At 44.5% G+C, this 26,361-nt stretch carries 23 protein-coding genes; 11 read left to right on the top strand and 12 right to left on the bottom strand.

Going from position 1 to position 26,361, the window contains the following annotated elements:
• The first annotated feature begins 212 nt into the window (after positions 1-212).
• From ACL9RM_RS00620 to ACL9RM_RS00630, 3 genes are all read left to right on the top strand, one after another.
• A complete protein-coding gene (locus tag ACL9RM_RS00620; RefSeq protein ID WP_414126028.1) occupies positions 213-1,169 on the top strand; it encodes an endo-1,4-beta-xylanase in 957 nt (318 codons plus the stop codon).
• Positions 1,170-1,411: 242 nt separating this feature from the next.
• Positions 1,412-1,963 (top strand): TetR/AcrR family transcriptional regulator, encoded by a 552-nt coding sequence (locus tag ACL9RM_RS00625; RefSeq protein WP_235306774.1) that lies wholly within the window; start codon positions 1,412-1,414, stop codon positions 1,961-1,963.
• Positions 1,963-2,334, top strand: a complete 372-nt coding sequence (locus ACL9RM_RS00630) for a DMT family transporter (RefSeq protein WP_069290722.1) — start codon at positions 1,963-1,965, stop codon at positions 2,332-2,334. The genes ACL9RM_RS00625 and ACL9RM_RS00630 overlap by 1 nt, the downstream gene beginning before the upstream one ends.
• A gap of 114 nt (positions 2,335-2,448) precedes the next feature.
• On the opposite strand, the gene gnd is transcribed toward ACL9RM_RS00630, so the two are convergent.
• The 4 genes from gnd to ACL9RM_RS00650 form a co-directional block, all read right to left on the bottom strand.
• Positions 2,449-3,852 carry a decarboxylating NADP(+)-dependent phosphogluconate dehydrogenase gene (gene gnd, locus ACL9RM_RS00635; RefSeq protein WP_250267022.1) on the bottom strand — a complete coding sequence of 468 codons (1,404 nt, stop codon included), beginning with the start codon at positions 3,850-3,852 and terminating at the stop codon, positions 2,449-2,451.
• A 107-nt stretch (positions 3,853-3,959) separates the two neighbouring features.
• Positions 3,960-5,306, bottom strand: coding sequence for a GntP family permease (locus ACL9RM_RS00640; protein WP_023991059.1), 1,347 nt, complete (start codon positions 5,304-5,306; stop codon positions 3,960-3,962).
• Positions 5,307-5,332: 26 nt separating this feature from the next.
• Entirely contained in the window at positions 5,333-6,871 is a 1,539-nt protein-coding gene (gene gntK, locus ACL9RM_RS00645) for a gluconokinase (protein WP_250267020.1), read from the bottom strand.
• The gene (locus ACL9RM_RS00650; protein WP_053326458.1) at positions 6,864-7,595 is read right to left on the bottom strand and encodes a GntR family transcriptional regulator; all 732 of its coding nucleotides are present in this window, start codon (positions 7,593-7,595) and stop codon (positions 6,864-6,866) included. The genes gntK and ACL9RM_RS00650 overlap by 8 nt, the downstream gene beginning before the upstream one ends.
• A 315-nt stretch (positions 7,596-7,910) precedes the next feature.
• On the opposite strand from ACL9RM_RS00650, the gene ACL9RM_RS00655 reads away from it, so the two are divergent.
• Complete coding sequence (locus tag ACL9RM_RS00655) at positions 7,911-9,206, top strand: GntP family permease (RefSeq protein WP_028540931.1); 1,296 nt, start codon at positions 7,911-7,913, stop codon at positions 9,204-9,206.
• A gap of 21 nt (positions 9,207-9,227) precedes the next feature.
• Positions 9,228-10,373, top strand: a complete 1,146-nt coding sequence (locus ACL9RM_RS00660) for a glycerate kinase (RefSeq protein ID WP_250267018.1) — start codon at positions 9,228-9,230, stop codon at positions 10,371-10,373.
• Between the two features lie 173 nt (positions 10,374-10,546).
• On the opposite strand, the gene ACL9RM_RS00665 is transcribed toward ACL9RM_RS00660, so the two are convergent.
• Complete coding sequence (locus tag ACL9RM_RS00665) at positions 10,547-11,587, bottom strand: CdaR family transcriptional regulator (RefSeq protein WP_081112444.1); 1,041 nt, start codon at positions 11,585-11,587, stop codon at positions 10,547-10,549.
• Between the two features lie 294 nt (positions 11,588-11,881).
• Positions 11,882-13,003, bottom strand: coding sequence for an RDD family protein (locus tag ACL9RM_RS00670; RefSeq protein WP_250260039.1), 1,122 nt, complete (start codon positions 13,001-13,003; stop codon positions 11,882-11,884).
• A 230-nt stretch (positions 13,004-13,233) separates the two neighbouring features.
• Between ACL9RM_RS00670 and ACL9RM_RS00675 the strand changes: the two genes are divergently transcribed.
• Positions 13,234-13,791, top strand: a complete 558-nt coding sequence (locus ACL9RM_RS00675) for a GNAT family N-acetyltransferase (RefSeq protein WP_250262150.1) — start codon at positions 13,234-13,236, stop codon at positions 13,789-13,791.
• A 48-nt stretch (positions 13,792-13,839) separates the two neighbouring features.
• On the opposite strand, the gene ACL9RM_RS00680 is transcribed toward ACL9RM_RS00675, so the two are convergent.
• The 3 genes from ACL9RM_RS00680 to ACL9RM_RS00690 form a co-directional block, all read right to left on the bottom strand.
• Positions 13,840-14,715 (bottom strand): GNAT family N-acetyltransferase, encoded by an 876-nt coding sequence (locus ACL9RM_RS00680; protein ID WP_250267013.1) that lies wholly within the window; start codon positions 14,713-14,715, stop codon positions 13,840-13,842.
• Positions 14,716-14,804: 89 nt separating this feature from the next.
• A complete protein-coding gene (locus ACL9RM_RS00685; RefSeq protein WP_414126033.1) occupies positions 14,805-15,275 on the bottom strand; it encodes a MerR family transcriptional regulator in 471 nt (156 codons plus the stop codon).
• The gene (locus ACL9RM_RS00690) at positions 15,269-15,997 is read right to left on the bottom strand and encodes an SDR family oxidoreductase (protein WP_250267010.1); all 729 of its coding nucleotides are present in this window, start codon (positions 15,995-15,997) and stop codon (positions 15,269-15,271) included. The genes ACL9RM_RS00685 and ACL9RM_RS00690 overlap by 7 nt, the downstream gene beginning before the upstream one ends.
• A gap of 150 nt (positions 15,998-16,147) precedes the next feature.
• Between ACL9RM_RS00690 and ACL9RM_RS00695 the strand changes: the two genes are divergently transcribed.
• A complete protein-coding gene (locus tag ACL9RM_RS00695) occupies positions 16,148-18,100 on the top strand; it encodes a BglG family transcription antiterminator (protein ID WP_250267008.1) in 1,953 nt (650 codons plus the stop codon).
• A gap of 165 nt (positions 18,101-18,265) precedes the next feature.
• On the top strand, positions 18,266-20,245 hold the full coding sequence (locus tag ACL9RM_RS00700) for a PTS fructose transporter subunit IIABC (RefSeq protein WP_250267006.1): 1,980 nt from the start codon (positions 18,266-18,268) through the stop codon (positions 20,243-20,245).
• Positions 20,246-20,332: 87 nt separating this feature from the next.
• Here the strand turns inward: ACL9RM_RS00700 and ACL9RM_RS00705 are convergent, their stop codons facing one another.
• On the bottom strand, positions 20,333-21,232 hold the full coding sequence (locus ACL9RM_RS00705) for a DMT family transporter (RefSeq protein ID WP_061829772.1): 900 nt from the start codon (positions 21,230-21,232) through the stop codon (positions 20,333-20,335).
• Positions 21,233-21,341: 109 nt separating this feature from the next.
• Between ACL9RM_RS00705 and ACL9RM_RS00710 the strand changes: the two genes are divergently transcribed.
• Positions 21,342-22,715 (top strand): PLP-dependent aminotransferase family protein, encoded by a 1,374-nt coding sequence (locus ACL9RM_RS00710; RefSeq protein ID WP_250267004.1) that lies wholly within the window; start codon positions 21,342-21,344, stop codon positions 22,713-22,715.
• A 105-nt stretch (positions 22,716-22,820) separates the two neighbouring features.
• Here ACL9RM_RS00710 and ACL9RM_RS00715 read toward each other — a convergent pair whose 3' ends face one another.
• Complete coding sequence (locus tag ACL9RM_RS00715; protein ID WP_023991047.1) at positions 22,821-23,735, bottom strand: phosphatidate cytidylyltransferase; 915 nt, start codon at positions 23,733-23,735, stop codon at positions 22,821-22,823.
• A 95-nt stretch (positions 23,736-23,830) separates the two neighbouring features.
• On the opposite strand from ACL9RM_RS00715, the gene ACL9RM_RS00720 reads away from it, so the two are divergent.
• Positions 23,831-24,373 (top strand): hypothetical protein, encoded by a 543-nt coding sequence (locus ACL9RM_RS00720; RefSeq protein ID WP_023991046.1) that lies wholly within the window; start codon positions 23,831-23,833, stop codon positions 24,371-24,373.
• An 18-nt stretch (positions 24,374-24,391) separates the two neighbouring features.
• On the opposite strand, the gene ACL9RM_RS00725 is transcribed toward ACL9RM_RS00720, so the two are convergent.
• A complete protein-coding gene (locus ACL9RM_RS00725) occupies positions 24,392-25,282 on the bottom strand; it encodes a diacylglycerol/lipid kinase family protein (protein ID WP_250267003.1) in 891 nt (296 codons plus the stop codon).
• 138 nt (positions 25,283-25,420) lie between these two features.
• Between ACL9RM_RS00725 and ACL9RM_RS00730 the strand changes: the two genes are divergently transcribed.
• The gene (locus ACL9RM_RS00730; RefSeq protein WP_061829777.1) at positions 25,421-26,287 is read left to right on the top strand and encodes an SDR family oxidoreductase; all 867 of its coding nucleotides are present in this window, start codon (positions 25,421-25,423) and stop codon (positions 26,285-26,287) included.
• Positions 26,288-26,361: the final 74 nt, after the last annotated feature.

Raw genomic sequence — 26,361 nt, forward strand, 5'->3', positions numbered from 1 at the left:
TTTTGTTTGATACGAGGCTAGATTTTAATCGAAACGATGTGTTAAAGGAGCACCAGGGTGTTCAGCCGCCCCGCAATGATGTAAAGTTTTTCGGGTAAAATCTTTACTTTTACATGTAGCGGACAATAACCTTTCATTCTTATAATTGGAAATGTAAGCGATTTATTTAGAGGTAGGAATATTAAAAACTATACGTATGAGGAGGAGATTGTATGTCGAAATTTAAAGTGGGCAAGTTGGTAAGCAGCTTGGCGTTGGCGGGTGTGTTGTTATCATCAGCTCTGATAAACCCGGCTAGTGCCAGTATGGCGAACGGTGGCAAATTCCTCGGAAATATCATTGCTGGAAGTGTCCCTGCAAGTTTCGGAACGTACTGGAACCAGGTGACGCCAGAGAATTCGACCAAATGGGGGTCGGTTGAAGGCAGCCGTAACAACATGAACTGGTCGCAGGCGGATACCGCCTACAATTATGCCCGTAACAATGGCTTCCCGTTCAAGTTCCATACATTGGTATGGGGTGCTCAGGAGCCAGGTTGGATTAGCGGACTGTCGGCTGCTGATCAGAAGGCGGAAGTGACCCAGTGGATTAAAGCAGCAGGTCAACGCTATCCGAATGCGGAGTTTATCGATGTGGTGAATGAGCCACTGCATCAGAAGCCATCCTTCCGCAATGCCATAGGCGGTGACGGGTCGACCGGATGGGATTGGGTCATATGGTCGTTCCAACAGGCAAGACAAGCTTTTCCAAATGCCAAGCTGATGATTAATGAATATGGAATTATCAACGATCCCTCGTTAACCGACCAATATGTCTATATTATTAATCAGCTCAAGAGCAGAGGCCTGATTGACGGAATTGGTATTCAGTGCCACCAGTTTAGCATGGACACTGTTTCAGTTAACACAATGAACACTGTACTGAACAAGCTGGCGGCAACAGGATTGCCAATCTATGTGTCGGAACTGGATATAACTGGAGACGATAACACCCAGCTTGCCAGATACAAGGAGAAATTTCCGGTATTATGGAAGCATTCTGCGGTGAAGGGAGTTACGCTCTGGGGGTATATCCAGGGACAAACTTGGAAGCCGAACACACATCTGCTGAATTCTAACGGCACGGAACGTCCCGCGCTCCAATGGCTGAGACAATATGTGCAGAGTTAAACTATAGGTGGCACTTAAAACCCAACAGATGCGAACTTTTACCAAATGTCTGGGCTGGGTAGATGTTTATTTGACGAAGTCTTGGCTGAAATGTTATACGCCCAAGGCTTCTTTTTATTTAGCTTAAACCTAACGTATCAAAACCTAATCCAACTCAATTAGGCTCTTACATACCCAATCCATAACTTTAACCCACTTGAAATAAAACCGTCTGGACGGTATAGTAAAGAGGGGTGATCAATATGAATACAACTAAAAAAGCATTAAAAAGAGAATTAATTCTTAAAGCGGCCTCGATGATTGTGCATGAAGAAGGAGTAGAGAAATTAACGTTAGAAGCGGTGGCTAAGAAAGCGGGAATAAGTAAAGGAGGATTGCTTTACCATTTTCCGAATAAAGATGAATTGATTTTGGGAATGGTTGAACAACTATCGACCAGCTTTGTCTCCGAATTTAATGAGAGAGCAGAAAACGATATGCATTCCAAAGGAAGATGGACTCGCGCGTATATGAATACATCATTTTCTGGCGATCGGAATGCAAGTGACCTGTATACCGCTCTCTCAGCAGCACAGTTTACGAACCCTCACATGCTAAAATTACTTCAGGACGAGTATGAGAATATCCAAAATAAAATTGAAAACGACGAATTGGACCCCGTTCGTTCCACGATAGTCCGATTAGCTATAGACGGTTTGTGGTTTGCTGAAATGTTTGGGCTTGCTCCTCCCAATGAAGAAATGAGGCAAAAAATGATGGGAGAATTGAAAACATATATAAAGGAGAATGAATAATGGCTTATCTTTTCTTGGCAATCTCTATTGTTGGTGAACTTGTTGGAACTTCAATGCTTAAAGCTTCAGAAGGTTTCACCAGACTGTATCCGACTCTATTCACAATTGTGGCGTTCGTGATCTCTTTCTTCTTTATCTCCTTATCCCTTAAGACGCTCCCCTTAAATATGACTTATGCCATCTGGTCAGGTGTAGGAGCTGTTGCTACAACGCTTATTTCAGTATTGATTTGGAAAGAAAAAATTAATACAGGAAGTATCGCAGGTATTGCTTTAATTGTTATTGGCGTGGTGGTACTGAACCTATTTGGTGCAGGACATGGTGAGGCAAAAGGAACAACAGAAGCAACGAGTTCAATCGTTCAAAAATGAGATGAAATAGTATAGACACAAGAACATTGTAGAGAAAATGTATTCCAAAGGAGTGCCCTAATGAAGGGAAAAAACCACTTCATTAGGGCACTGGAGATTTACTACCACTATCGATCACTGCCAGTTTGTGTGAAAGGACCCTGCTGCATCACTTCGTTCATAAGTATGGGCACCAAAATAATCCCTTTGTGCTTGCAAAAGGTTAGCATTCGAAATGCCTGTCCGGTAACTATCATAATAAGTAAGTGAAGCACTTAAACATGGAAAGGAAGTGCCAGAATTAATACCCTCACAGACAACTTTTCGTAATCCTTTTTGATACTCTTTAACTTTTTCAGCAAAATACGGGGCGATTAATAGATTAGCCAAATTCGGCTGTTCTTGATATGTTGCGCTTATTACGTTTAAGAATTCAGCACGAATGATGCAACCACCACGGAAAATAAGGGCTATATCCTGTAAAGGTAAATTCCATCCGTAAAGTTCAGAAGTCATTTTATATTGTATAAATCCTTGCGCGTAGGCACAAATTTTACCCATATAAAAAGCTTGTCTAATGTACTCAATCCACACATCTTTATTTAAACTTCGCTGATCAATCCCTGGTCCTGTTAGAATATTTTCTGCGTAAACTCGTTCTTCTTTTAAAGAGGAGATGTAACGGGCAAACAATGACTCTGTAATAATGGATGATGGGATCCCATTGTCAATTGCTTGAATGCTTGTCCATTTACCTGTGCCCTTTTGCCCTGTTTTATCAAGAATCACATCGATTAGTGGTAAGCCTGTTACATCATCCTTTTTCCGTAAAATCTCTGCTGTGATTTGGATTAAATAACTTTTCAGTTCCCCTTGATTCCATATTTCAAAGATATCAGCAATTTGATTCACAGATAAACGTAACCTTTTTCTTAAAAATGTATAGGTTTCTGCGATTAACTGCATATCTGCATACTCGATTCCGTTATGTACCATTTTTACAAAGTGACCGGACCCTTTTGGACCCATATAAGCACAGCAAGGGTCTCCGTCCACTTGGGCTGCTATTTTTGTTAGAATAGGAGCTGCTTTTTCATATACGTTTTTATCTCCACCAGGCATGATTGAAGGTCCATTTAAAGCCCCGACTTCGCCTCCGGAGATACCGATTCCCAAATAACCGATTCCTTTTGACTTCAATTTATCATATCTACGTTCCGTATCTTTGTAATGGGAGTTACCACCGTCCATAATCACATCGCCTGCTTCAAGGAAGGGTACTAATGTACCTATTACCGAATCGACCGGTTTGCCCGCTGTTACCATAAGGAAGATTTTCCTTGGAGTTTTTAAGGAGTAAACAAAATCTTGAATTTCGTAGTAGGGATGGATGGAGTGACCTTCACTTTTTTTAACAAGATCATCCGTTAAATCCCTCGTATAATTATAGACAGCGACTTGCTCACCCTTACCAGCCATGTTTAAAGCGATATTACGGCCCATTACCCCTAAACCAATGACACCAATTGTGTTGGACATTTTTTCTGCTCCTTTTATTTGAAATGAATAGGCCGTAGATCCTCACTTATAGGCTTAGAAGATTCTAAGAAAAATAAGTGGGGGATCTACCGCCCGGGAATCATGGTTTATACGAATAAACTTAGTACTAAAATAAATCCTAATCCAGCTACAGAAATGATGGTCTCAAGCAATGTCCATGTTGCAAATGTTTCTTTCATGCTTAAACCAAAATATTCTTTAAACATCCAGAAACCAGCATCGTTAACATGTGAAGCTATTAAACTACCCGCTCCCGTTGCAAGCACAACTAAAGCAAGATTAACGTCGGATTGTCCTAACATCGGAATAACTAAACCAGCGGTTGTTAAAGCTGCAACGGTTGCAGAACCTAAGGAAATGCGTAAAATTGCAGCGATAATCCAGGCAAGTAAGATGGGTGATAATGTAGTTCCATTGAATAATTCAGCTACATAGTCACCTACGCCGCCATTAATCAGTACTTGTTTGAAGGCTCCGCCACCCCCAATGATTAAGAGCATCATCCCAATATGAGTAATAGCCGTTGTACAAGATGCCATTACATTTTTGATTGGAATTTTTCGTGCTATTCCCATGGTGTAGACAGCTACCAGTAAGGAAATTAACATGGAAGTTGATGCATCACCAATAAAACGGATCGCTGCTAGTAAACTGCTATCTTCAAATCCCATTGTTTTTTGAAGCAAAGTAATAACCGTAGCAATAGACATTAAAATAACAGGAAGCATTGCAGTAAATACACTGATACCAAATCCCGGAGTTTCCTCAGATTTAAATACTTTTTGTTCACCTAAAGAGGCAATATTACCGGTTTTCGTAAATGATGCAGGTACGAGTTTTTTGGCAAGCTTAGTAAATACAGGTCCAGCTAAAATAACGGTTGGAATGGCAATAATGAAACCGTAAAGTAAAACCTCACCAAGGTTCGCGCCATATTCACCAGCAATAACTGTTGGCCCTGGATGTGGAGGTAAGAAACCATGTGTTACGGATAAAGCTGCAACCATCGGAATCCCGAGATATAAGATAGAAACCTTTAATTCTTTTGAAATGGCAAATATGATTGGAATTAACAATACTAATCCTACTTCAAAAAATAACGCCACACCGATAATGAATGAAGCAGCTACGACTGCCCATTGGATATTTTTTTCACCAAATTTGTCTACGAGGGTCATGGCAATTCGTTGAGCACCACCAGAATCAGCGATCAACTTACCTAACATCGCTCCAAGTCCAAAGATTAACGCTAAGTGACCAAGGGTTCCGCCTAATCCGGCTTCGATGGTTTTGACAATTTCCTCTAATGGCATTCCAAGTGCTAAAGCGACGCCGAACGATACAATGATTAATGAAATAAAGGTGTTCAATTTGAAACCCATTATTAAAACTAATAATGCTAAAATTCCAATCGCTACGATAACTAATGGCATTGTAATTACCCCCTGCTTTTTATCTTTTAGTGTTTAATTAAGCTTCTTTGATAATTGGAAATCCGTGTATAATCATCTTCTAATACTCTGGATAGGTTAATGAAAATCGGCAGTAATTTCCTATATTCCTTGGTTGCTTCTTCTTTTGGTGTATGTTTGTTGGTACTGCCAACCATTTCAGAAACAACTTCAAAGGACTGGATTTGTCCGGTGGCATACAAGCCTAAAATACAAGCTCCTAGACAAGAACTTTCGTAGCTTTCTGGAACGACGACTTCAGATGAGAATATGTCAGACATCATTTGCCGCCAAACATCTGATCTTGCGAAGCCTCCAGTAGCTTGAATTCGGGTCACAGGACCGTCCATACATTCGGTTAATGCTAAAAATACGGTGTACAAATTGTAAATGACTCCTTCTAGGGCTGCGCGAATCATATGTTCTTTCTTATGTGACATCGTTAAACCGAAGAATGAGCCACGTACGTCTGGGTTCCATAATGGCGCACGTTCACCAGCCAGGTATGGATGGAATAACAATCCGTCAGATCCTGGTCTTACACGTTCAGCAATCTTGGTTAGTACATCATATGGATCAATTCCTAGTCTTTTCGCTGTTTCTACTTCTGATGAGGCAAGTTCGTCACGGATCCAGCGAAGGACCATCCCGCCATTGTTCACCGGCCCCCCAATAACCCAGTGCTTTTCTGTTAAGGCATAACAAAATATTCTTCCCTTTTCGTCTGTTTGAGGCTTGTCTATAATGGTTCGAATGGCACCGCTTGTCCCGATTGTGACGGCAACTTCGCCTTTTCGTATCGCATTTACACCTAGATTAGAAAGGACTCCATCGCTAGCTCCAATGACAAACGATGTTTGTGGATCGATCCCCATCTTTTTTGCTAAATCTGAATCACAGTTGGTAAATATCCTGGTTGTTGGCACGAGCTCAGATAATTGAGAAGGGGTTATACCAGCAATTTTTAATGCTTCTTCATCCCAATCTAATTTTTCTAGATTCATCATGCCCATGGCAGAAGCTAGGGAATAATCCACTACATATTGATCAAAGAACTTTTTAAAAATATATTCTTTAATTCCGATATACTTTTTAACCTTGACAGCGGTTTCAGGAAGGTCATTCACAATCCAGGCTATTTTCGTTAAGGGTGACATGGGGTGAATAGGTGTTCCTGTTCGTTTATAGACTTCATGGCCATTCAGCTCATCTTTTATTTTATGTGCCCATGCTTCACTTCGATTATCTGCCCAAGTGATACAAGACGTCAGTGGGCGGTCATTTTCATCCATCGCAATGACACTATGCATGGCACTGCTAAATGAAACAAACGATAGCTTTTTTTGTGAGTGATGTTTCATGATATTCGAAATGGCCTGTAGGACAGCCTGAAATATCTCTTCTGGGTTTTGTTCAGCTGTCGCTATGTCCGGTGTATAAAGCGGGTATCCAATATTCTCTTGTTGGATGACTTCACCTTTTTCGCTAAATAGAACGGCTTTTGTACTTGTGGTCCCGATATCTACACCCAACATATAGTTAGTCATTTTGTTGCACGACTCCTTTAGATAGCATTTGTTGTGACATCCATAGGTCTTCTACTTTACCTTGAACATCATCAAAGTTTTCATGTAAAGACTTGATCATGAGGTCTCTATCTTTTACTTTGATTGCTTCAATATAAAGTTCGTGATTGTTTATAATCCGTGTAAAATCTTCATACTTTTCTGTGAAACGCATACGCATCGACAAAAGAATGAGACTTTCCATAACAGGCTTTAAATTATTCCAGATCATCAGAATATGTGAATGATTGACTGCACGAATAATCGTTTCATGGAACAAGACATCTTGATACGAAAACTCATCAGCATCACTATATTTGACGGCGACTTTCATCATTTCGAGAATTTTACTAAGTTCCTTCGCCAAATCATTAGTGTCCATCTTTACAAGACGTTCAAATACGAAGGATTCTATGAGCAGACGGACATCATAAATTTCTTCTATTTCTTTTTCTGATAGGCCAATAACAACGGCTCCCATTCTTTCTAATCGAATGATATTTTCGGATGCCAGTATTTTTAACGCTTCACGAATGGGTGAGCGACTTACAGTGAAATCAGCAGCTAGTTTATTTTCAGATAATATGGTACCGCTTTCAATCCCGCCAGAAATAATGCGCATTCTAAGCTCGGATGTTACGCGATCACCAGCTGAGGCTTTTAAAAGCCATTTGGAGGGATATAGGAATTCTGATTCGACCATCATTTCACCTTCTCAATTAATCAAGTATACTTGTATACAGGTATTATAATCTGAAATTTTAAATTTGCAAGCGTATTCATTAAATTTGTTTTCTGACACTCCGACACATAGAATGAAATTTTCATATCAAGACATAGACCCTGTTCGGATCTCCTCATATAATGCTAGACTCCATACTGATTTCAACTATAGGTTCCAATTGAAGTTCGGATTTTTTGTTCAAATGCACAATCAATTTCGTCTGTTCTTCAATATTTTTAACGTGCTGCAATCGATATAATGAAAGCGTAATCAAAAATTGCCCGGGGGGTTAGACAGATGGAAGGATTGACGATCAGTTGGATAGGAGCTCTGGCAGGGCTGGCTATTGCAATTATTCTGATATTAAGAAAGCTGAATCCGGTTTACGCTTTATTTTTGGGAGCTATTGTAGGCGCTTTATTGGGCGGAGCCAATCTGGAGCAGACGATCAGCGTGTTAATAAGCGGTACGCAAAGTGTGATGGGGACGGTCATTCGTGTGCTTGCCGCAGGTGTATTGGCAGGTGTAATGATGGAATCCGGGGCAGCGGAGACGATTGCGCAGGCTATTGTAAAGAAGTTCGGCGGCAGTAAAGCGATACTCGCACTAGCCTTGGCGACGATGATTATTACGGCGGTAGGTGTATTTATTCCCGTTGCCGTGTTGATTGTGGCACCTATTGCATTGTCGGTCGGCAACAAAATGGGGATTTCCAAGTTGGCGCTCCTGTTGGCTTTGTCTGGAGGCGGAAAAGCGGGGAACATCATCTCTCCCAATCCTAATACGATTGCAGCGGCGCGCGGATTTAATCTGGATTTAAGCCACGTGATGTTGGCGGGTGTGGTTCCTGCGATATGCGGTTTAATCATGACTGTTTTGGTGGCATCTATGTTGAAAACCAAAGGTGTGAAGGTGTCCGACCAGGATATCATGGACAGTGATGTCGATACATCGAAATACCCGGCGTTGGGACGGGCGATTGTAGCCCCGCTGGTAGCTGTTATTTTGCTGATGATTAACCCGATTGGTTCCATCTCTGGTATTGAAGCACTTTCGAATTTCAAGGTGGATGCGATGTACATTTTGCCGATCGCTGGGATTGTGGGTATGCTGGCCATGGGACAAGGGCGCAATATCCTGAAGTATTCGGCCTCCGGTTTGAATAAAATGACGGCGACCGTGCTGATTTTGATCGGTGCAGGTGGGATTGCGGGTCTGATCTCTGCCTCCAACTTGTCTGCTCAGGTGGTTGGCCTGATTGAAGCTTCGGGAGTTTCCGGTACATTTTTGGCACCGCTTGCAGGTATTCTGATGGCAGCTGCTACGGCGTCCACCTCGACGGGCGTTATTTTGGCGACAGGCTCGTTTGGGGAAGCCATTCTGAACATGGGAACGGCCCCACTCGCTGCAGCTGTGATGGTGCATACAGGAGCTACAGTCATTGATTCCTTACCGCAGGGCAACTATTTTCACGTCACGGCAGACAGCATGAAAATGAGCATTAAACAACGGATGGGATTGATTCCTTACGAAGCTATTGTGGGCGGAACGATGGCAATTGTAGCGACAATTATGTATGGATTTTTACTTTAATATTCACGATGGGGTGAGAAGATGAGAGAGAAAACATTTGTGCTGGCACCAGATTCTTTTAAAGAAAGCATGACGGCTAAAGAAGTGTGTATCGCGATGGAGAAAGGACTACGCAAGGTCTATCCGGCGGCGAATTATGTCCACGTACCGATGGCGGACGGCGGTGAAGGAACGGTGCAGTCACTGGTGGATGCGACAGGCGGGCAGATTCGTTATATCGAGGTGACAGGACCGCTTGGTGAACCTGTAACTGCTGCATACGGCTTGCTGGGAGACGGCACCACAGCGGCAATCGAGATGGCATCCGCCAGTGGAATCCATCTGGTTAACAAGGATAACAAAAACCCGTTAAAGACAACAACCTACGGCACAGGGGAGTTAATCCGTGAATGTCTGAACCAGGGAATTCGAAAAATTATCATCGGCATTGGTGGAAGCGCAACGAATGATGGCGGTACAGGAATGGCGGAAGCGCTGGGCGCCAGATTTCTAGATGCAACAGGCAATACTCTTCCGTGCGGCGGCGGTAGTCTGGGCGAGCTGGCCAGTGTTGATATTTCATCACTGGATGACCGCTTGCAGCAGGTACAACTGATTGTAGCCTGTGATGTGACAAATCCGCTGTGCGGAGAGCATGGGGCATCTCAAGTATTCGGGCCACAAAAAGGGGCAACCCCGGAGATGGTGCAGCAATTGGATGCCAATCTTGCCCATTACGCCGATGTGGTGAAGCAGCAGCTGGGCAAGGATGTGCGCGATTTCCCAGGCGCAGGCGCAGCAGGTGGATTGGGTGCGGGCTTATTAATTTTCACTCAGGCGACGCTGCAAAAAGGCATTGAAATTGTGATTGAATACACCGGTTTAAAACAAAAGCTCGCCACTGCCGATATCGTTTTGACGGGGGAAGGCGGTATTGATTTTCAGACCAAATTCGGTAAAACTCCTTATGGAGTAGCTCAGGCGGCAAAACAGTCTGATAAAAAGGTCATTGCGGTCGCAGGTTATATCGGGGAAGGGATCGACACGTTGTACAAGGAAGGGATAGATGCGGTGTTTGGCATCGTGCCGGGAGCCTCGGAGCTCGGTAAGCTGCTGGCCGAAGGGCCGCAAAACGTAGAGCGTACGTGCGAGAATATCGCAAGAGTACTTCAGTTCAGCGAGAAATGAACAGATGGAGAAGAGGGTTATAAACATAAAACGGCATCATACAAATACGATATAATACGAGCGCTCGCCTGTAATCCCGAACTTAGCCAAAGCTGGATTGGCTGAGGAATTTGAGAGTGACGGCGAGCGGAAATATGATAGTACTGGCGCATGGTCTGGCGTGAAACAGCAGTTCATTGATACAGTGCCAATAAGCCATGCGTAAGCTCAAAAAGCTGAAGGAGGTTCCGGGGATCTTTACCGGTTAAGGTATGGATGCGCTTCAGGCGGTATTGCAGCGTATTTCGATGAATATTTAATTCATCTGCGGTGAAGGAGACACTGCCGTTATGGTTAATAAAGCTTCGCAGCGTATCCAGCAAATCCACAGTATCTTCCAGCTTGCTAACCAGATAGATCGTGTTCGTCAGGTTCGTTTGACTCAATTTGACCAGAAACTCGACTTCCGCAAAAGAAATTTTTTGCACAGGCGGGCGCAAAGCCAGTAAAACATTCATAGCTGACTTGGCTTGCATATAAACATCCGCAATGTTGTGCTCCTGTCTGCTGACCGTAATCAGCACATCGGGATGGCTGCGTACAAGTGGCTCTAGCAGTTTGTCTGTCGGCTCCTGATTTTGTATCAGGATGAGATAGCAGTCTTCCTCCATACGAAAGGACGGATGCTGCATGAATATATTGGACAACTCGGCTAAATGAGCTGGATCAGCAGGCAGATACTTTACATATACAGCCGAAGTTTTTAGAAGCAAATCAATGTGATATTGAGCTGCTTCTTTTTTTATTTTTTGTGTGTAGGCTCCCTGATGATTTAACAACATTTCCAGCACAGATTTTTTGCGATTGGCTTCATGGGCCAGATGCTCCAATGAGATCCGCTGTTCAATCAGGAGAGAAACCGTAGTTTTAACAATATTGCAAAAAGGACGCACTTCATCGGGATTGCCTGAAATACCAATGACACCAACTAACTCATGATGAATGACAATCGGTTCATTGGTTCCCTTTTTCTCATAGTGGCCGTCCTGCCACACTTCAACCATTTTCCCAGTTTCGAGCGCCTGAACAGCTCCTTGGTGAATGGTTCCGATTCGTTCACTCTCGCCGCTGCCAATGATGATGCCTCGTTCATTCATAATATTGATATTGTATGGAATATCCTTCATCATTTTGTCTACGATGTCTTGGGCTTGTTTTTCGGAGAGCTGAAACAAAATCCGGATTCCTCCTTTATCTATAGTGATATAGCGTATTTTAATGGACCACCTTAATGAAAGGGTTTTCAATTCATTGTGCATCTGAACAATATGATAAGGCGGATTACCGAACATGTCAGTCAATTTTATCATAGATGTGAAATTGCAGCGTATTATGATAATCCATTAGACGATGTTATATATTTTTGTATTGAGTGTAATCTAAGGAAGAGTATAGTTGTACGCAAAAAAACAGGGCTCATAGGAGCACCTGCTTTTTGTGTCTATCTTTTTTATTGCCAGCCACGCTGTCTAATGACGAACCTCGCGGAAGCTATAGGTTATGTCGTGTAGTTCTTTCTTTAAACGAGCATCTTTAGACGCTGGTGCATATCCAAGCACCTGGTAGTAATTCCTTTCGGTCTCAATAATCGCTACATGGGTAACATATTTGTCCACATCTTTCTTGCCTTTAATCACGAACTCAAGGGCAGGATATCCATAAATGGTTGTGTTAGAGACAGGTCCTACACTGGACAGGTTCCACTCTTTGGTTAAATTATTTTCAGCTTTCTTACCGTACTGTTGAAGAGTTATATTGCCCAATTGCTTTTTCGAGTGGGATAGTACCACAACGGATTTTTGAATGTACGGATTGAATATTGCAATCTCTGCTTTTCCTTCACGGTCCGGGTCTGTTGACCAGTCCAGCGGGGCCGTTATTTGAAATCGTCCATCTTTACTTACATAGCTTTGCTCTTTCTTGCTCACCGGAACTTCAGGAGGTACGTAACTGTCTGCAAGTATAAAAATAGCATTTACAAACGAGGCTCCCAAGATCACCATTGCGGTAAAAAATATAAAGAGCGAACGTTTCATTGTCTTTTTGCTAATCGGCTCTAAATCCCGTACCTTTACAACATATGTACCTGCAGCTAAATCACCAATTCGTTGTCTTGATGCAGTTACTAACACACTGATACCAGCAGGTATCCCACCCATTAGCAATGGATTGGTGTCGATTAGCCTGAGCAGCGTACGAATGAGTGATTTAAGAAAACCAGGAGGCTTTCCTTCTCCGTTAACTACCTTAATACGAAAGACGAACTTACCCAGCGTATAGCCTGTGTAACCTTCCAAAAGTAAATAATAGCTGAAGAAAGCAATAAGCAGAATACAACGGGTTGCAATCGCTAAAGGCAAAAACCATCTGTCCGTTATTTGAATGACAGAAATAAAAAAACAAATATACCCGATTACAAAAAATATGAAATCAAAAACCGTTGCTCCCCACCGTCTAAACAGAGTAGAACTCCCGTATGTTTTTGATAACGCCGCCATCCTGTTTGGATCTACCCCATAATTTTGACCATGCTGAATGTACGTCTGTCTTGAAGTTTCCTGCGGAATGTGTGATATGTGCTGTTCGTCCAAAAAATACACCTCTTCTTAATAATTAAAACACACTCCTTATATTAACGGTCATTTTATAATCCATGTTTAGGAAAACATTCTATAAACAAAGAAATTATTATAAATATCCCTTCCTCTCATTTCCTCTATAATTGGAAGAAGAAAGTAACGATAAGCGAATATTGAACTCAGGAGGCATGGGTATGCAAGAAGAACTGGCAAAAGCGAATAAGGCAGCAAGAGGTGAGAATGTGAAAGGTGAGTTTCCGGTTATAACGACTGAACGTCTCATATTACGAAAAATGGTAGCGACGGACAGCAAGGACATGTTGGAATACTTTTCAGATGAGCAGGTTATGAAGTTTTATGGACTGAGCCCGTTTGAGTCTGAACAGGATGCGCTGGATGAGATTAGTTGGTATGATCAGATTTTTGAGACAGATCAGGGAATCCGCTGGGCTATTCAAACAAATGAAGGTAAAATCATCGGTTCTTGCGGATTTCATAACTGGGATCAACGTCATCACCGGGCAGAAATGGGCTATGAATTGTCCAGAGCCTATTGGGGCCAAGGGCTAATGTCGGAGGTACTTGCAGCTGTAATCGACTATGGGTTTAATACCCTCTCATTGAACCGCATTCAGGCGCTAGTAGAGCCAGAGAATGCACAATCCTTGCGGTTGCTTGAAAAAGCAGGCTTTCGGCAAGAAGGGCTCCTCTCCCAATATGAATTTACGTTAGGGAAATATGATGATCTTTACATGTGCGCATTGGTCAAATCAGTGTATATCAATCGTTCTCAGAAATGATAGATGTAGGTGAATCAAGCAGGGGAGCATGGATAGGAAGAAGGTTGATCATTGTATAACATGATCGACCTTCAGCGGCATACCCATTTCATATTGCTCAATGGGGTCTTTCGAGAGACCTATTTTTTGGATAAAGCCTTCAAGAGAGTCATTGTCAGACAGACAGATGTATACCTTCTCAATCTTTTGGATCTCTGCTGCTCTATGAAGGAGGGCGCATCCTAATCCTTGGTTGCGATGCTTAGGATCGACCCAAAGAAAGTTGATTTTACCCTTAGCACTCATGCTCACCATGCCGAGGCACGTTTGATTTACTTCGTAGATGCCGAGAAAAGCTTCCTGTGTACTGGTGGCGTAATAAGGTGTGTCACTTTGCCAATGGATGTGGCAGTCGATAAGGGTCTTTCGAAAAGCTGCGATGTCATCAAATGTAACTTCCTTAAGAATATACGAAGATGAGAGGGCAGCGGGTGGGGCGGAGGGCAGAGTGCCGTTGTAGTATTTCAGCATATAGCGTGGCTGATAGCCTTGCTTTTCATATAATTTGACGGCCCGATGATTATCCTTGATGACTTCGAGCCATAGCTGCTGGCAACCCGCGGAGATGGCTGTTTGTTTATGTAATTCCAGCAACTTGTTGCTAATCCCCTGACCGCGGTAAGCCGGAGCGATGCATAGCGTGCCGCAACGCATGGTCTTGTACCCGTCGAACTGCCGGACACCGCCGAGAATTAAGCCGATCGGTTGATCCTCATCCATGGCAAGGAAAGAGTGATTCCGTGTATTACCCTCTGGACCAAAAAAACGTGCTGCGAAATCGTCCTGATCCGTGGTCAGGCGAATGGAATAATCCGAGAACCCAAGCGAAAATGCTTGGAAAATGTGTTCCATGCTGACGTCGTTGCATCTCATATAGGTGATCATCGTTATTCCCCCTAGAAATTCATGCTATATTTGGATTATAGGGAATTAAGGGAGCTCCATCAATCTCCCGCTGGAAATAAAAAAACCCCTTAAAAAAGGGGATTGGTGCTGGGTGTTATAGGGTTGCAATTCGTATCGCTAAGATCAGGATTGGTAGAGAGGTCACGATAGTGATTGAGCTTATATTCAATAATTTTTTGAGTTTCCATCAGTCTGGAAATTTCTTGTTGAATCTTCTGATTATGTTTTTCAAGTAAGGAGTATCTGTCAGGAAGGGTAATGTTACCTTGCTCCGAAAGTTCTCGATAATGCTTCATTTCCTCTATAGTCATTCCAGTGGCTTTTAATCGGGTTAAAAAGATAATCCCCAGAATCTGATCTCTACTGTAGAACCTGTGTCCGTTAGCCTTTCGTTCTGCATAAGGCAGTAAGCCAATTCGCTCATAATAGCGTATAGTATCTTCTGTTAAACCTGTTAGTTCTGCAGCTTGACTAATAGAGGCTATGGTTTCCGGAATTTCCTGCAAAGTATCCCACTCCTTAATTGTAACGATTACCAAGGCACTTCTCCATTCGAGTCGAAAAACCCTCCTGACGGCCCGTCATTATTTAAAGTGGCTAAACGAACAACGACAGCAGCAGCTTGCTGTACCGAGCCCGGTCCTGTAAAGCCATTTAAGTCAGTGGCGGTAAAGCCAGGGTCAGCCGAATTCATTTTGAGAGGTGAGTCTTTGAATTCTTTGGCAAGGGTGACGGTGAACATATTAACCGCTGCTTTACTGCTATTATAGGCAAGCAAATTAAATTGGGCATGCTTATGCTCAGGATCGCTATTATAGGTTAACGAACCAAGACCACTCGACAAGTTAACGATTCTACCGCATGGAGATTCTTGCAATAAAGGTAGCAAGGCTTGCGTCACGGCGACCAAACCGAAAAAGTTTGTTTCATACGTTTCTCTTAAATCGTCCAAAGAGAACTGACTTGGAGGAGTGGCTCCTCCTAAAGATATGCCGGCATTGTTGATGAGTACATCAAGGGAACCGAATTCTTGTTTGATCTGTTGGACTGCGGAATCAATCGTAATTTGATTCGTCACGTCTAACAAAATCAATCGGGCTTCTACTCCCTCATTAGCCAACTTAGCCACCGCTTCCCGGCCGCTCTGCTCATTCCGTGAGCCAATCAGGATTGTAAGACCCATCCCCCCCAATTGTCTGGCTGTTTCATACCCGATGCCTTTGTTGGCCCCAGTAATAAGAGCTGTTTTCCCAATAGTCATGAGCGATTCCTCTTTTCATTATTCTTGAATTTGGCGGCCACCATGCTTTAAATGTACTACTTGGAGTATACTTAAAGTCAACACAAAACCAGCAAAAATATAGCTCGAAATGCCCTAGACATTCTTTATTTTGGAAGATGGGAGAATGGAATGAATAAAAGGCAAATGGAAATTTTACGCATGTTGTTAACTGAACCGGACCGGTTGTGGTTAGCGCAGGATCTGGCGGATCTGACCGACTGCTCTGAAAAGACGATCCGCAACGATCTGAAAGTAATTGAAGATTATATCGTCAAGCATTCTGATGCCAATCTGGTGAGAAGACCGGGACGTGGCATTTATCTGGAGATGGGTGAAGCGGATCAGAATGAATTGTTCCATCGACTGTATGCGGACGAGAGTACAGCCCAACATGAGTCGGATGAGGAAAGGGTGTTGCATGTCGCCTATCGGCTCTTGATGAATGCCAAGCCTGTGACCATCCAGGATCTAGCTTCACAGTATTATGTGAACAAGACGGTGATTCGTAGAGATATGGAGAAGATCGATGGCTGGTTGCACAGCTTTGATCTGGCCTTGATTACCAAGCAGCGCGTAGGCTTGACCATTCTAGGCTCTGAGAAAAATAAGCGCATCGCTTTGGCGCGGATGAACCAGCTGATTGACAGTCCTGAGTTAACAGGACAGATGATGCGCAAACAGTTTGAATCGCACGAGATTACAACCATAAATCATGAATTAAAAGCATTTCAAAAACGCCATGAGCTCAGCTTTACTGACGAAGCTTTCGAAGCTCTAATGCTGCATATTCTCTTAATGGTCAAACGAACCAAGATGGGACAACCCATTTCGCTCTCCAAGCAGGACATTGCCTTTTTGCAGGAGAGACGTGAATTTACATGGGCTACGTCTTTTTTGCAGCAGTTGCAAAAGTTGTTTGCTGTGCCTTTTTCCAAGGAAGAGACGGCGTATTTAACTCTGCACCTGCTTAGTGGGAAGTTCCGTTACCAGCAGGAGGGAAGAACAGGAAAACAAGGTGAGCTGGCAGATAGCCACCCGCTTTTGCCTGAGTTGATTGAGCAGTTAGTCCGGCGGATGTCCGAGCTGAATATGATTGCCTTTTCTAAAGACAAGATGTTACTGAAAGGGTTGAATGTCCACTTATATACGACCCTGAACCGTCTTCAATATGGATTGACCGTGTCCAATCCTATGCTGGCCGAGATCAAGAAGATGTACCCCTACATGTTCGACCGAGTTATTATTACACTGGAAGAGGTGGGGCAATGGACCCGGCTATCCTTCCCCGAGGAGGAAGCGGCGTATTTAACGCTGCATTTTCAGGCTTCTGTGGAGCGATTGCACCAGAAAGAGAGTCATCCCCAGAGAGCCATCATCGTGTGTCACATGGGCATCGGTATGTCCCAACTGCTACGCACCAAGGTGGAACGTAAATTTCCGGCTGTACATGTGGAGACAACCCTTTCCAAAGCAGAAGTGCAGGACTATCTGGCAGCCCAGGAGGTGGATCTCGTCATTACCACTGTAGATCTCCCAGAGATGAACATTCCGCACATTCTCGTCTCTCCCTTGCTGGATGCCAAGGACGAACGTCGACTGGAGCAAGTGATCCGACGACTGGATGAGCCGGAACATAGGGCAGCAGAAGAATCGGTATTTTTTAAATATACAACACCTTTTTTGGTCTTTCCCCAGCAGGAAGTACAGCATCCGGAACAATTGATCTCCAAGCTGGCGCAAATACTGGAGGACAAAGGATATGTGGAGCCTGGTTATGTGGACAGCGTACTGGCGCGAGAAAAAATGTCGGCCACGACGATTGGGGGAGGCATAGCCATCCCGCATGGCGGTTCTGAGTGGATAAGGCAGTCCTCCATTGTAATCGCTACCTTGAAGCAGCCGCTTACCTGGGGAACCGAGAAAGTAGAGCTTGTGTTCTTGCTTGCGGTCAAACAGGATGGGCGGGAAGAGATGCGCCAGTTATTTAAGGAATTGTCCCTGATCAGTGAGCAGCCTGCTTTGGTTCATGCCTTATCTAAGGAGACCGATGCGATGAGATTATTAGGGAGAATGAAGGGATAAACTAAAAAGCTGTGCTCTGGAACAGGACTTATAGATAAGTCCTGTTTTTTGCCGGTATAATTCCTTTTTTCCGAAAGTTCCGGTAAAAAGTTCGTCCGATAACAGCAAGATAGGCGTTTATACTATCAATGTAAGCGGAAACAACAGAGAGAAGGGGAATAGACTATGAAGATATTGGCGATTACCTCATGTCCTAACGGAATTGCACATACGTATATGGCAGCTGAGAATCTGCAAAAGGCAGCAGCAAAGCTGGGCATCGAGATGAAGGTCGAGACACAAGGCTCCATTGGAGTCGAAAATCAACTGACCGAGCAGGAGATCCGTGAGGCAGATGGCATTATTATTGCAGCGGATAAAACGGTGGTTAAAGACCGCTTCGTCGGTAAGAAACTACTGGTCGTTGGCGTACAGGATGGCATTCGCCGTCCAGAAGAATTGATCCAGCGGGTGATGAAGGGTAATGTACCTGTGTACCAAGCAGAGTCACGTTCTGCCGAAGGTAGTTCACAGGAGAACAAACCGAAACAAAATCCCATCTACCGCCACTTGATGAACGGTGTATCCTATATGGTACCCTTCATCGTCATTGGGGGATTGCTCATTGCCATTGCGTTGACGATTGGCGGTGAGAAGACACCAGGCGGTCTGGTTATACCGGACGGTTCATTCTGGAAGACGGTTCAGGATATCGGTTCGGCTTCGTTTACCTTTATGATACCGATCCTCGCCGGATTTATCGCGATGAGTATTGCAGATAGACCGGGGCTTGCACCGGGTATGATTGGCGGATTCATTGCTGCGAACGGCAGCTTTTATGGAAGTGAGGCGGGGGCTGGATTTATCGGCGGCATTATCGCCGGTTTCCTGGCCGGTTATGTTGCACTTGGGATTCGGAAAATCAAGGTTGGCCGAGCATTACAGCCGATCATGCCTATAATTATTATCCCTGTATTGGCATCGTTAATTGTTGGATTAATCTTTGTCTTTGTGATTGGTGCTCCAGTCGCACAATTGTTTGAGGCTTTAACGGGTTGGCTTGCAGGTATGCAAGGTACAAGCTCAATTCTACTGGCATTGATTCTAGGTGCGATGATCTCCTTTGATATGGGCGGCCCTGTGAACAAAGTTGCTTTCTTATTCGGTTCGGCCATGATCGGCGAAGGGAATTATGAAATTATGGGGCCAATCGCCGTTGCGATTTGTATTCCGCCGATTGGGATGGGACTTGCAGCGATGATCAACAAACGTAAATTTGCACCTGCGGAACGCGAGGCTGGGAAGGCAACATTCACAATGGGGTTGTTCGGTATTACCGAAGGTGCAATTCCATTCGCGGCGCAAGATCCACTACGTGTTATTCCTAGTATCATGGTAGGATCCATGGTCGGTTCAGTCATTGCGATGTTGGGGAATGTAGGTGACAAGGTAGCTCACGGTGGACCGATTGTAGCTGTACTTGGTGCAGTGGACCATGTGCTCATGTTCTTCATCGCCGTTATTGTCGGCGTAGCTGTATCGGTTGTCCTGGTGAGCTTGCTGAAAAAAGATATTGCAGCAACTGTAACTCCTGATGTTGCTGGGGAAGCTGGACAATCTGCGATTACTACAACGGCCGCTACGGAGTCATCTGCTTCAACAACTATTACAAATAATGGGCCAGCCGTTTCTCCACAAGCCATTCACATTGAGAAACTGACGGATATTGTAACGATGGATCTGATTAATTTGGATCTGGAAGGAACGACACGAGATGCTGTGGTTGATGAAATGATCGGAGTACTTGAGAGAACTGGAGCCGTAAGCTCTGCCAGTGATTTCAAACAGGCGATATTAGCCAGAGAGGAAGAAGGCTCCACAGGCATTGGAATGAATATTGCCATTCCTCATGGCAAATCGGAAGCGGTCCTGAAGCCAAGCGTGGTCTTCGGCATCAAGCAGAGCGGTGTTGACTGGAATAGTGCAGACGGAAGTGAAGCAAAACTGATCTTCATGATTGCCGTACCGCGCAACAGCAAGGAAAATGCGCATCTGAAAGTACTGCAAATGTTATCGCGTAAGCTGATGGATGATCATTTCAGAGAAGCGCTCCTGGCGGTTAAAACGAAGGAAGAAGCATATCAATTGCTGGATCAGGTGCATTAATTCAATGCGATAAGAACTTGAATCAAAGAAGAGAGGCTCCCGAAGTTTCAGCCGGGAGCCTCTTTTTTGAGAAGGTCTTTGCGTAAGTCAGCGGCGTTCACTGCGTGACATGAGCATGATGCCCAGAAACACAAAGCCTGCACCAGCCAGATGAGCAAATGAGAAGGATTCACGGAGGATGATATAGGACAGCAGCAATGTACTGACGGGAATACAACCTGTGTATACAGCTGCTGTACTAGCCGGTACTCTTGATACACCCCGAAACCATAATACGTAGCCTAATGCGGTGACAAAGATACCATAATATAAGACTAGCCCCATCTCTCCTACACCAACGTGGTTAAAGTTGAACTGTTGGGCCTCCACAAATGAACAAGCCAGGAACATGAAGAATGAAAAGAGTGTTATATACATGGTTCCAAGCAGGGAAGAGACATGGCTGGATAGCATCTTGCGTAACACTGTCAGTGCCGCTTCTCCGAACACAGCAGACAGAACAAGCAGCATGCCAATGAACGAGGTTGCGTTGGGAGCATTGAACCAGAGCGCCGATATGTGAGGCACTTGCAACGCCAAAACACCGATCAGAGAACAGGCAATCCCGAGACCGGGGCGGAGCGTAATCTTTTCTCTCAGCAGCACATACGAAAGAAGTGCAACGATAGCTGGGGTTAAGCTAGTTAAAATTCCGCTTTCGGAAGCAGAGGCGTAGGCCAGCCCGTACAGCATTAGGACGCGGAAGAGAAACATGCCGATCAGGGCCTGAATGAACAGGATTAAGGCATCCCGTTTGCTGATCCTTAGTGAATATTTCTTAATGAATACAATGGGTACCAAGAACAGAAGGGCAACGGCCAGACTGGCAGATTGCGATAAAAAAACAGGCAGCCGCATCACGACCAGTTTACCGACTACTACAGAACTGCCAACAATGGAGGTTGCGATCACTAATTCCATGTAAGTCGAAAAGGTTGGTTTGTTCATTTCATCTCACCTCTTGTACAGATATTGATATATACTGTAGCAATAGAAACTGGGCACTTGTAGATCCAGTTGAAGAGGTTTTTGACAGTACCGCTTGAGGGGGCAACCTATGTGGTTATCTATCGATAAGAGTGTGACAGTTCCGATGCTGCGTCAGGTGTATCAAGCGATACGGGACCGTATTTTAGCTGGAGAACTGCATGCAGGATATAAACTTCCTTCGACCCGGGTGCTGGCCTTACAGTTGAATGTTTCCCGGAATGTTATCCTCGAAGCTTATGAAATGCTGCTAGCCGAAGGCTTAGCCATTGCGCGCTCGGGTTCAGGTACCTATGTAGCGGAAGGGGCCGTCCTTCCAGGTTATGTATCCGCACCGCCTATCGAGGCGCCTGCGTCTGCAGTGGAATCTGCATATTCAAATAAGATGTCGGTAATTTCCTTCCGGACAGGCCTTCCTGCATTGGAATTATTTCCGCGCAAATCATGGGCTGACTTGCTTCAGAGCGTATGCAAAGAGGCTCCTGATCTGGCACTAGGTTATGGCGATCCTGCTGGAGAGCCTGAGTTACGCAGGGAGCTGGCCGACTATTTGGTTCACACCAGAGGAGTGAAAGCCAGCCCGGAACATATTGTAATCACTAGCGGAGCAGTACAAGCGATTCAGCTTGTCACCCGTCTGTTACTGTCAGCTGGAGACGAAGCCCTTGTAGAGGAACCGACAAATGAAGATTTAAAAAGCATTCTGGCGGCCACAGGAGCCACATTGCGGAGTATGCCTGTTGATGATTCGGGAGTTATAACAGCCGATCTGCCGCAAAAGAGACACCCCAAACTGGCATATCTGACACCCTCGCACCAGTTCCCGCTGGGGGGTATCTTGCCGATCCAAAGGCGGATCGAGCTTATTCAGTATGCAGCCCGGACAGGATGTCTTCTGCTCGAAGATGATTATGACAGTGAGTTCCGGTATGACGGGGCGCCCGTCCACTCCTTGCAGAGTCTGGACCCAGAACGGGTGCTATATGTCGGGACGTTTAGCAAAATATTGTTCCCTGCGCTGCGGATCGGCTATATTGTTCTTCCCTCGTCACGAGTCGCTGATTTTATCCGTTTAAAGCAACTGGCGGATTACCAGACAGCGAGCCTAGAACAAATTGTGTTGAGTCGGTATATCAGGAAGCGACTCCTTCATAAGCATGTACATAAGATGAAAAAAGTGTACGCCAAGCGTCGTCAGGTCCTGCTTGATAGCCTGGAACAGCATTTTACAGGGCAATACCGGATATGTGGCCGATCGGCTGGTTTACATTTGGTAGCAGAGTTTCAGTTCCCACTCCGAGAGAATCTGCTAGAACATCTCCGTAGCGAAAATGTATTTGCGGCACAGCTCGAAGGAAACCGACTACTAATGGGCTACGGGCATCTAAAGGAAAATGAAATTCGTGAAGGGGTTAGCAGGATTAGGAATGCCCTGCTACGGTAGTACACGCAAAAGCAGCCTATCCTTAGGTGAGGATAGGCTGCCCTTTTCATAACAAGATATCGTGTTCCATGATCACTATTCATACGAGGTTTGAGCCATGTAATCCTACATAAAGTCAAAAAAATAACGAATTACGTGGAAAAAGACGGGCGAGGTGTAGGTCAAGCTATCCACCCGGCTTAAGTAGCTTTTTTTCAAAGCATCGAACTTATCATCATCGCCGATTAATAAATCCCGCTTCAGCACGGAAACCGTTAAGCTGCCGAAGAAACCGCTCAAGCTGATCAGCATGCCAAAAATAATTCCAAATTTCAGGTCAAACGGCGTCAGGTAGGGATAGATGAGATAGGAGGCCGCTATAGTTACGGGAAAAGCGAATGCAAAGCCTTCCCAAGTTATATTGGGATTGGATGTCGGGACAATTTTCCGTTTTCCGAAATAGAGTGATGCTAGATAGTGTACGACATCATTGAGCTGCGTCAGTACCACTAGAAAAAGTACAAGTTTCGCTCCGTATTGCGGCGTAGCAAACTGAAAATAGGCCAGATGACTCAACCCGAAAACCATCAGCATGAGTCCCCATTGAGTCGAACTGACACTGCGCAAAAAACCAACCGTTCCTTTGTTGATCAATCGCGGAAGCGGTAGCAGCAAGAATACATAGATAGGGATAAAGACAATAAACATTCCGTACCACCCGATATAAATCCAATAAAATTGTACGGGAATCGCCAAGTATGCCCATAGAAACAATCTGCGATCAGCTTTTCTGGATCTAATCATGGAAAAGTATTCTTTTAGCGCAAAAAAGGTGAGTGCCATCAAGGAAAGCAGTGAAACGATCGGATTGAAAAGAGTTGCCAAGCAAAAGATAAAGAACATGCCCCACCATGTCTTGATGCGAAGCCCAATAGCTGCATAGTCTTTGTCTGGCTGTGTTTTGACTACTACTATGTAAATCAGATGGATGACCAATAAGGCTGTAAAAATAAGGATTAACGTTAATAGCGAACTATCCATTACCACTCACCAACTTATCGCGAAATAGGGTTCCATAAGGGTTCCTATGTTATTATGAAGGAATAATTCAAACTTGATAAGGGGAAATTTCGTAAATGGTAGCAGATCAATCCGTCTTTATCTTGCTTACGAATACGGGAACGTTTCTTACGAGAGTCATTAAAAGCTATACGAGAGCGCCATACAATCACGCCTCCATTTCCTTCAACCGGGAACTTTCGGAGTTATACAGCTTCGGAAGAAAGACCCCGAATAACCCTCTGGATGGTGGTTTCGTGAAAGAGGATATTAAGACAGGTACATACAGCAGATTTCCGAATACAACATGCGTTATCTACGAGCTTCAAGTAACCGACCGTGAAGTTGAAAAAATGAAGCGAGTTTTACATGTATTTATCCGAAGTCGTCAAAAATATATGTATAACTTACTGGGTTTGATTGGTATTGCACTCAAAGAACCAGTCGAGTTCAGCAATTCCTATTTTTGTTCCCAATTCGTCGCGGAAATTTTACAGCGATCCGGCATAAAAATATGGAACAAACTGCCCGCTCTTGTTACGCCAGATGATTTTCGTCAAAGTGATCGATTCCATTTGATCTACGAGGGGAAATTGAGCGAGTATGATCCTCAAGCTTGAGGACCAGCACCGCATTACTTAAACGTCTTCCGGCACAATTACCTCGATATGACGCGGTAAAATACCAAGATCGATAGGCAAAGACGGCCCTTCCTCACCATCTACATTCGTACTGACCGGTTCTGCGGAGCTGACACTTACATGCTTTGCGGTAAAGTAAACGATATCACTATGATCCTTCAGGTTGCCTAAAAATAAGGATATGCTGGCCGTCACGGTGTTCAATATATTGAGGTTTTTGAAAATAAAGCAGTGAAGTAGACCATCATCAACAGCCGCATCGGGTGCCAGTTTCTCGAATCCGCCAACTGAATTGGTTAACGTAGCCAAAAAGAGTGGAGATTTTCCTTCCCAGGTCTTGTCACCATAGCGGACGATAAGTGAGTGGGCAGGATGGCTGATAAGCTCTTTCATGCCTTCTTTGAAGTAGGCAAACGTGCCAAACATGGATTTATCGTCTGATGATACAGCTGATAGCGATTCAGCAAGCGAACCTGTGGCAACCACATTGGCAAACATTCGGCCGTTTAAGAGGCCCATATCTACGTTTTTCACGCGGGTAGAAGTCAGTGTACGGATTGCCAGCTCAGGACTTAGCGGAATTTGTAAGGCACGGGCAAAATCATTGACTGTCCCAAGGGGGATGACACCCAGTCTTGGACGGTGGTCTTGATCAATGAAGCCGTTGATGGTTTCGTGAAGTGTGCCATCCCCACCGATGGAAACGACTAGGTCACAAGCTTCCTCACACGCATTAACGCAAAAACGGGTGGCGTCCAGTTCCTTTGCCGTCTCTTTAACCGTAACAACGTATCCTTGATCACGTAGAATTTCTTCTACGCTGCTGACATGTTGGAGGGATTCCTCTTTGCCAGAAGAGGGATTTACAATGATCATAGCTTTCTTCATATACAGGTTCCTTTCTCTGGGGAAAGTTTGGGTTACCCACTCTTACCCGAAAAGCAGACCTTTAGACTCTAGATTAGACATGTGTTATATTTTTAGTTACTATATAAAAGTAAATAAAATCTGAATGGAGGATTTCATATGAAAATCGCATTAACAGGAGCAACGGGGCAACTGGGTTCCATCGTAGTAGATACGTTGCTTACATTTGTCTCCGCAAACGATCTTATTGTTAGCGTAAGAAATCCAGAAAAAGCAGAGAACTTAAGGTCTCGTGGCGTCGACGTTCGTCATGGCGACTTTGATAAACCGGAGACGCTGGATCAGGCGTTTGCTGGAGTAGACCGGTTGCTGATTATATCCGCAGACGGGGATAATGATACTAGAATCCGTCAGCATAAAGCGGCTGTTGATGCTGCTGTACGTGCTGGAGTAGGCTTCATCGCCTATACTAGCGCTGCCAATGCCGCTGACAGCACTCTATTCCTTGCACCCGTACATCGCATCACGGAGGAGTTCATTCGTGAGTCAGGCATTCCTTACTCCTTCCTGCGTAATAATTGGTATCTGGAAAATGAGGCAGGCACGATCCAATCCGTACTCGCGGGGGCTCCTTGGCTAACCTCGGCAGGGTCCGGTAAAGTAGGTTGGGCTACCCGCGCAGATTATGCGCAAGCAGCTGCAACCGTTTTGTCTGGCGAAGGGCATGAGAATACAATATACGAGCTCTCCGGTAAGCCGATTACCCAAGAAGAGTTTGCAGCGATACTGGCTGAGGTTCTGGGCAAAGACGTTCCTGTACAGCAGGTGGATGATGCTACGTATGCCGAGGTTATGCTCGGTGCGGGAGTCCCGGAAGGTGCAATCCCTATTGTGGTCGGTATTCAACAAGCGATTCGTGAAGGAGCCCTGGATGTCGTAAGCAACGATTTCGAGAAGCTGTTGAAACGCCCCCTTACGCCGCTTAGCCAAGGAATGAGTGAACTGATCAAGCAAACCCAAGCATAATAAACGTGCCATAGAGTACAATTTCAACATATGATACTGCTTATGTCTAAAACGGATGCTGCCTAGGAAGGTTA

It is taken from the genome of Paenibacillus sp. S29, from assembly GCF_049319765.1.
Lineage (GTDB): Bacteria > Bacillota > Bacilli > Paenibacillales > Paenibacillaceae > Paenibacillus > Paenibacillus polymyxa_B.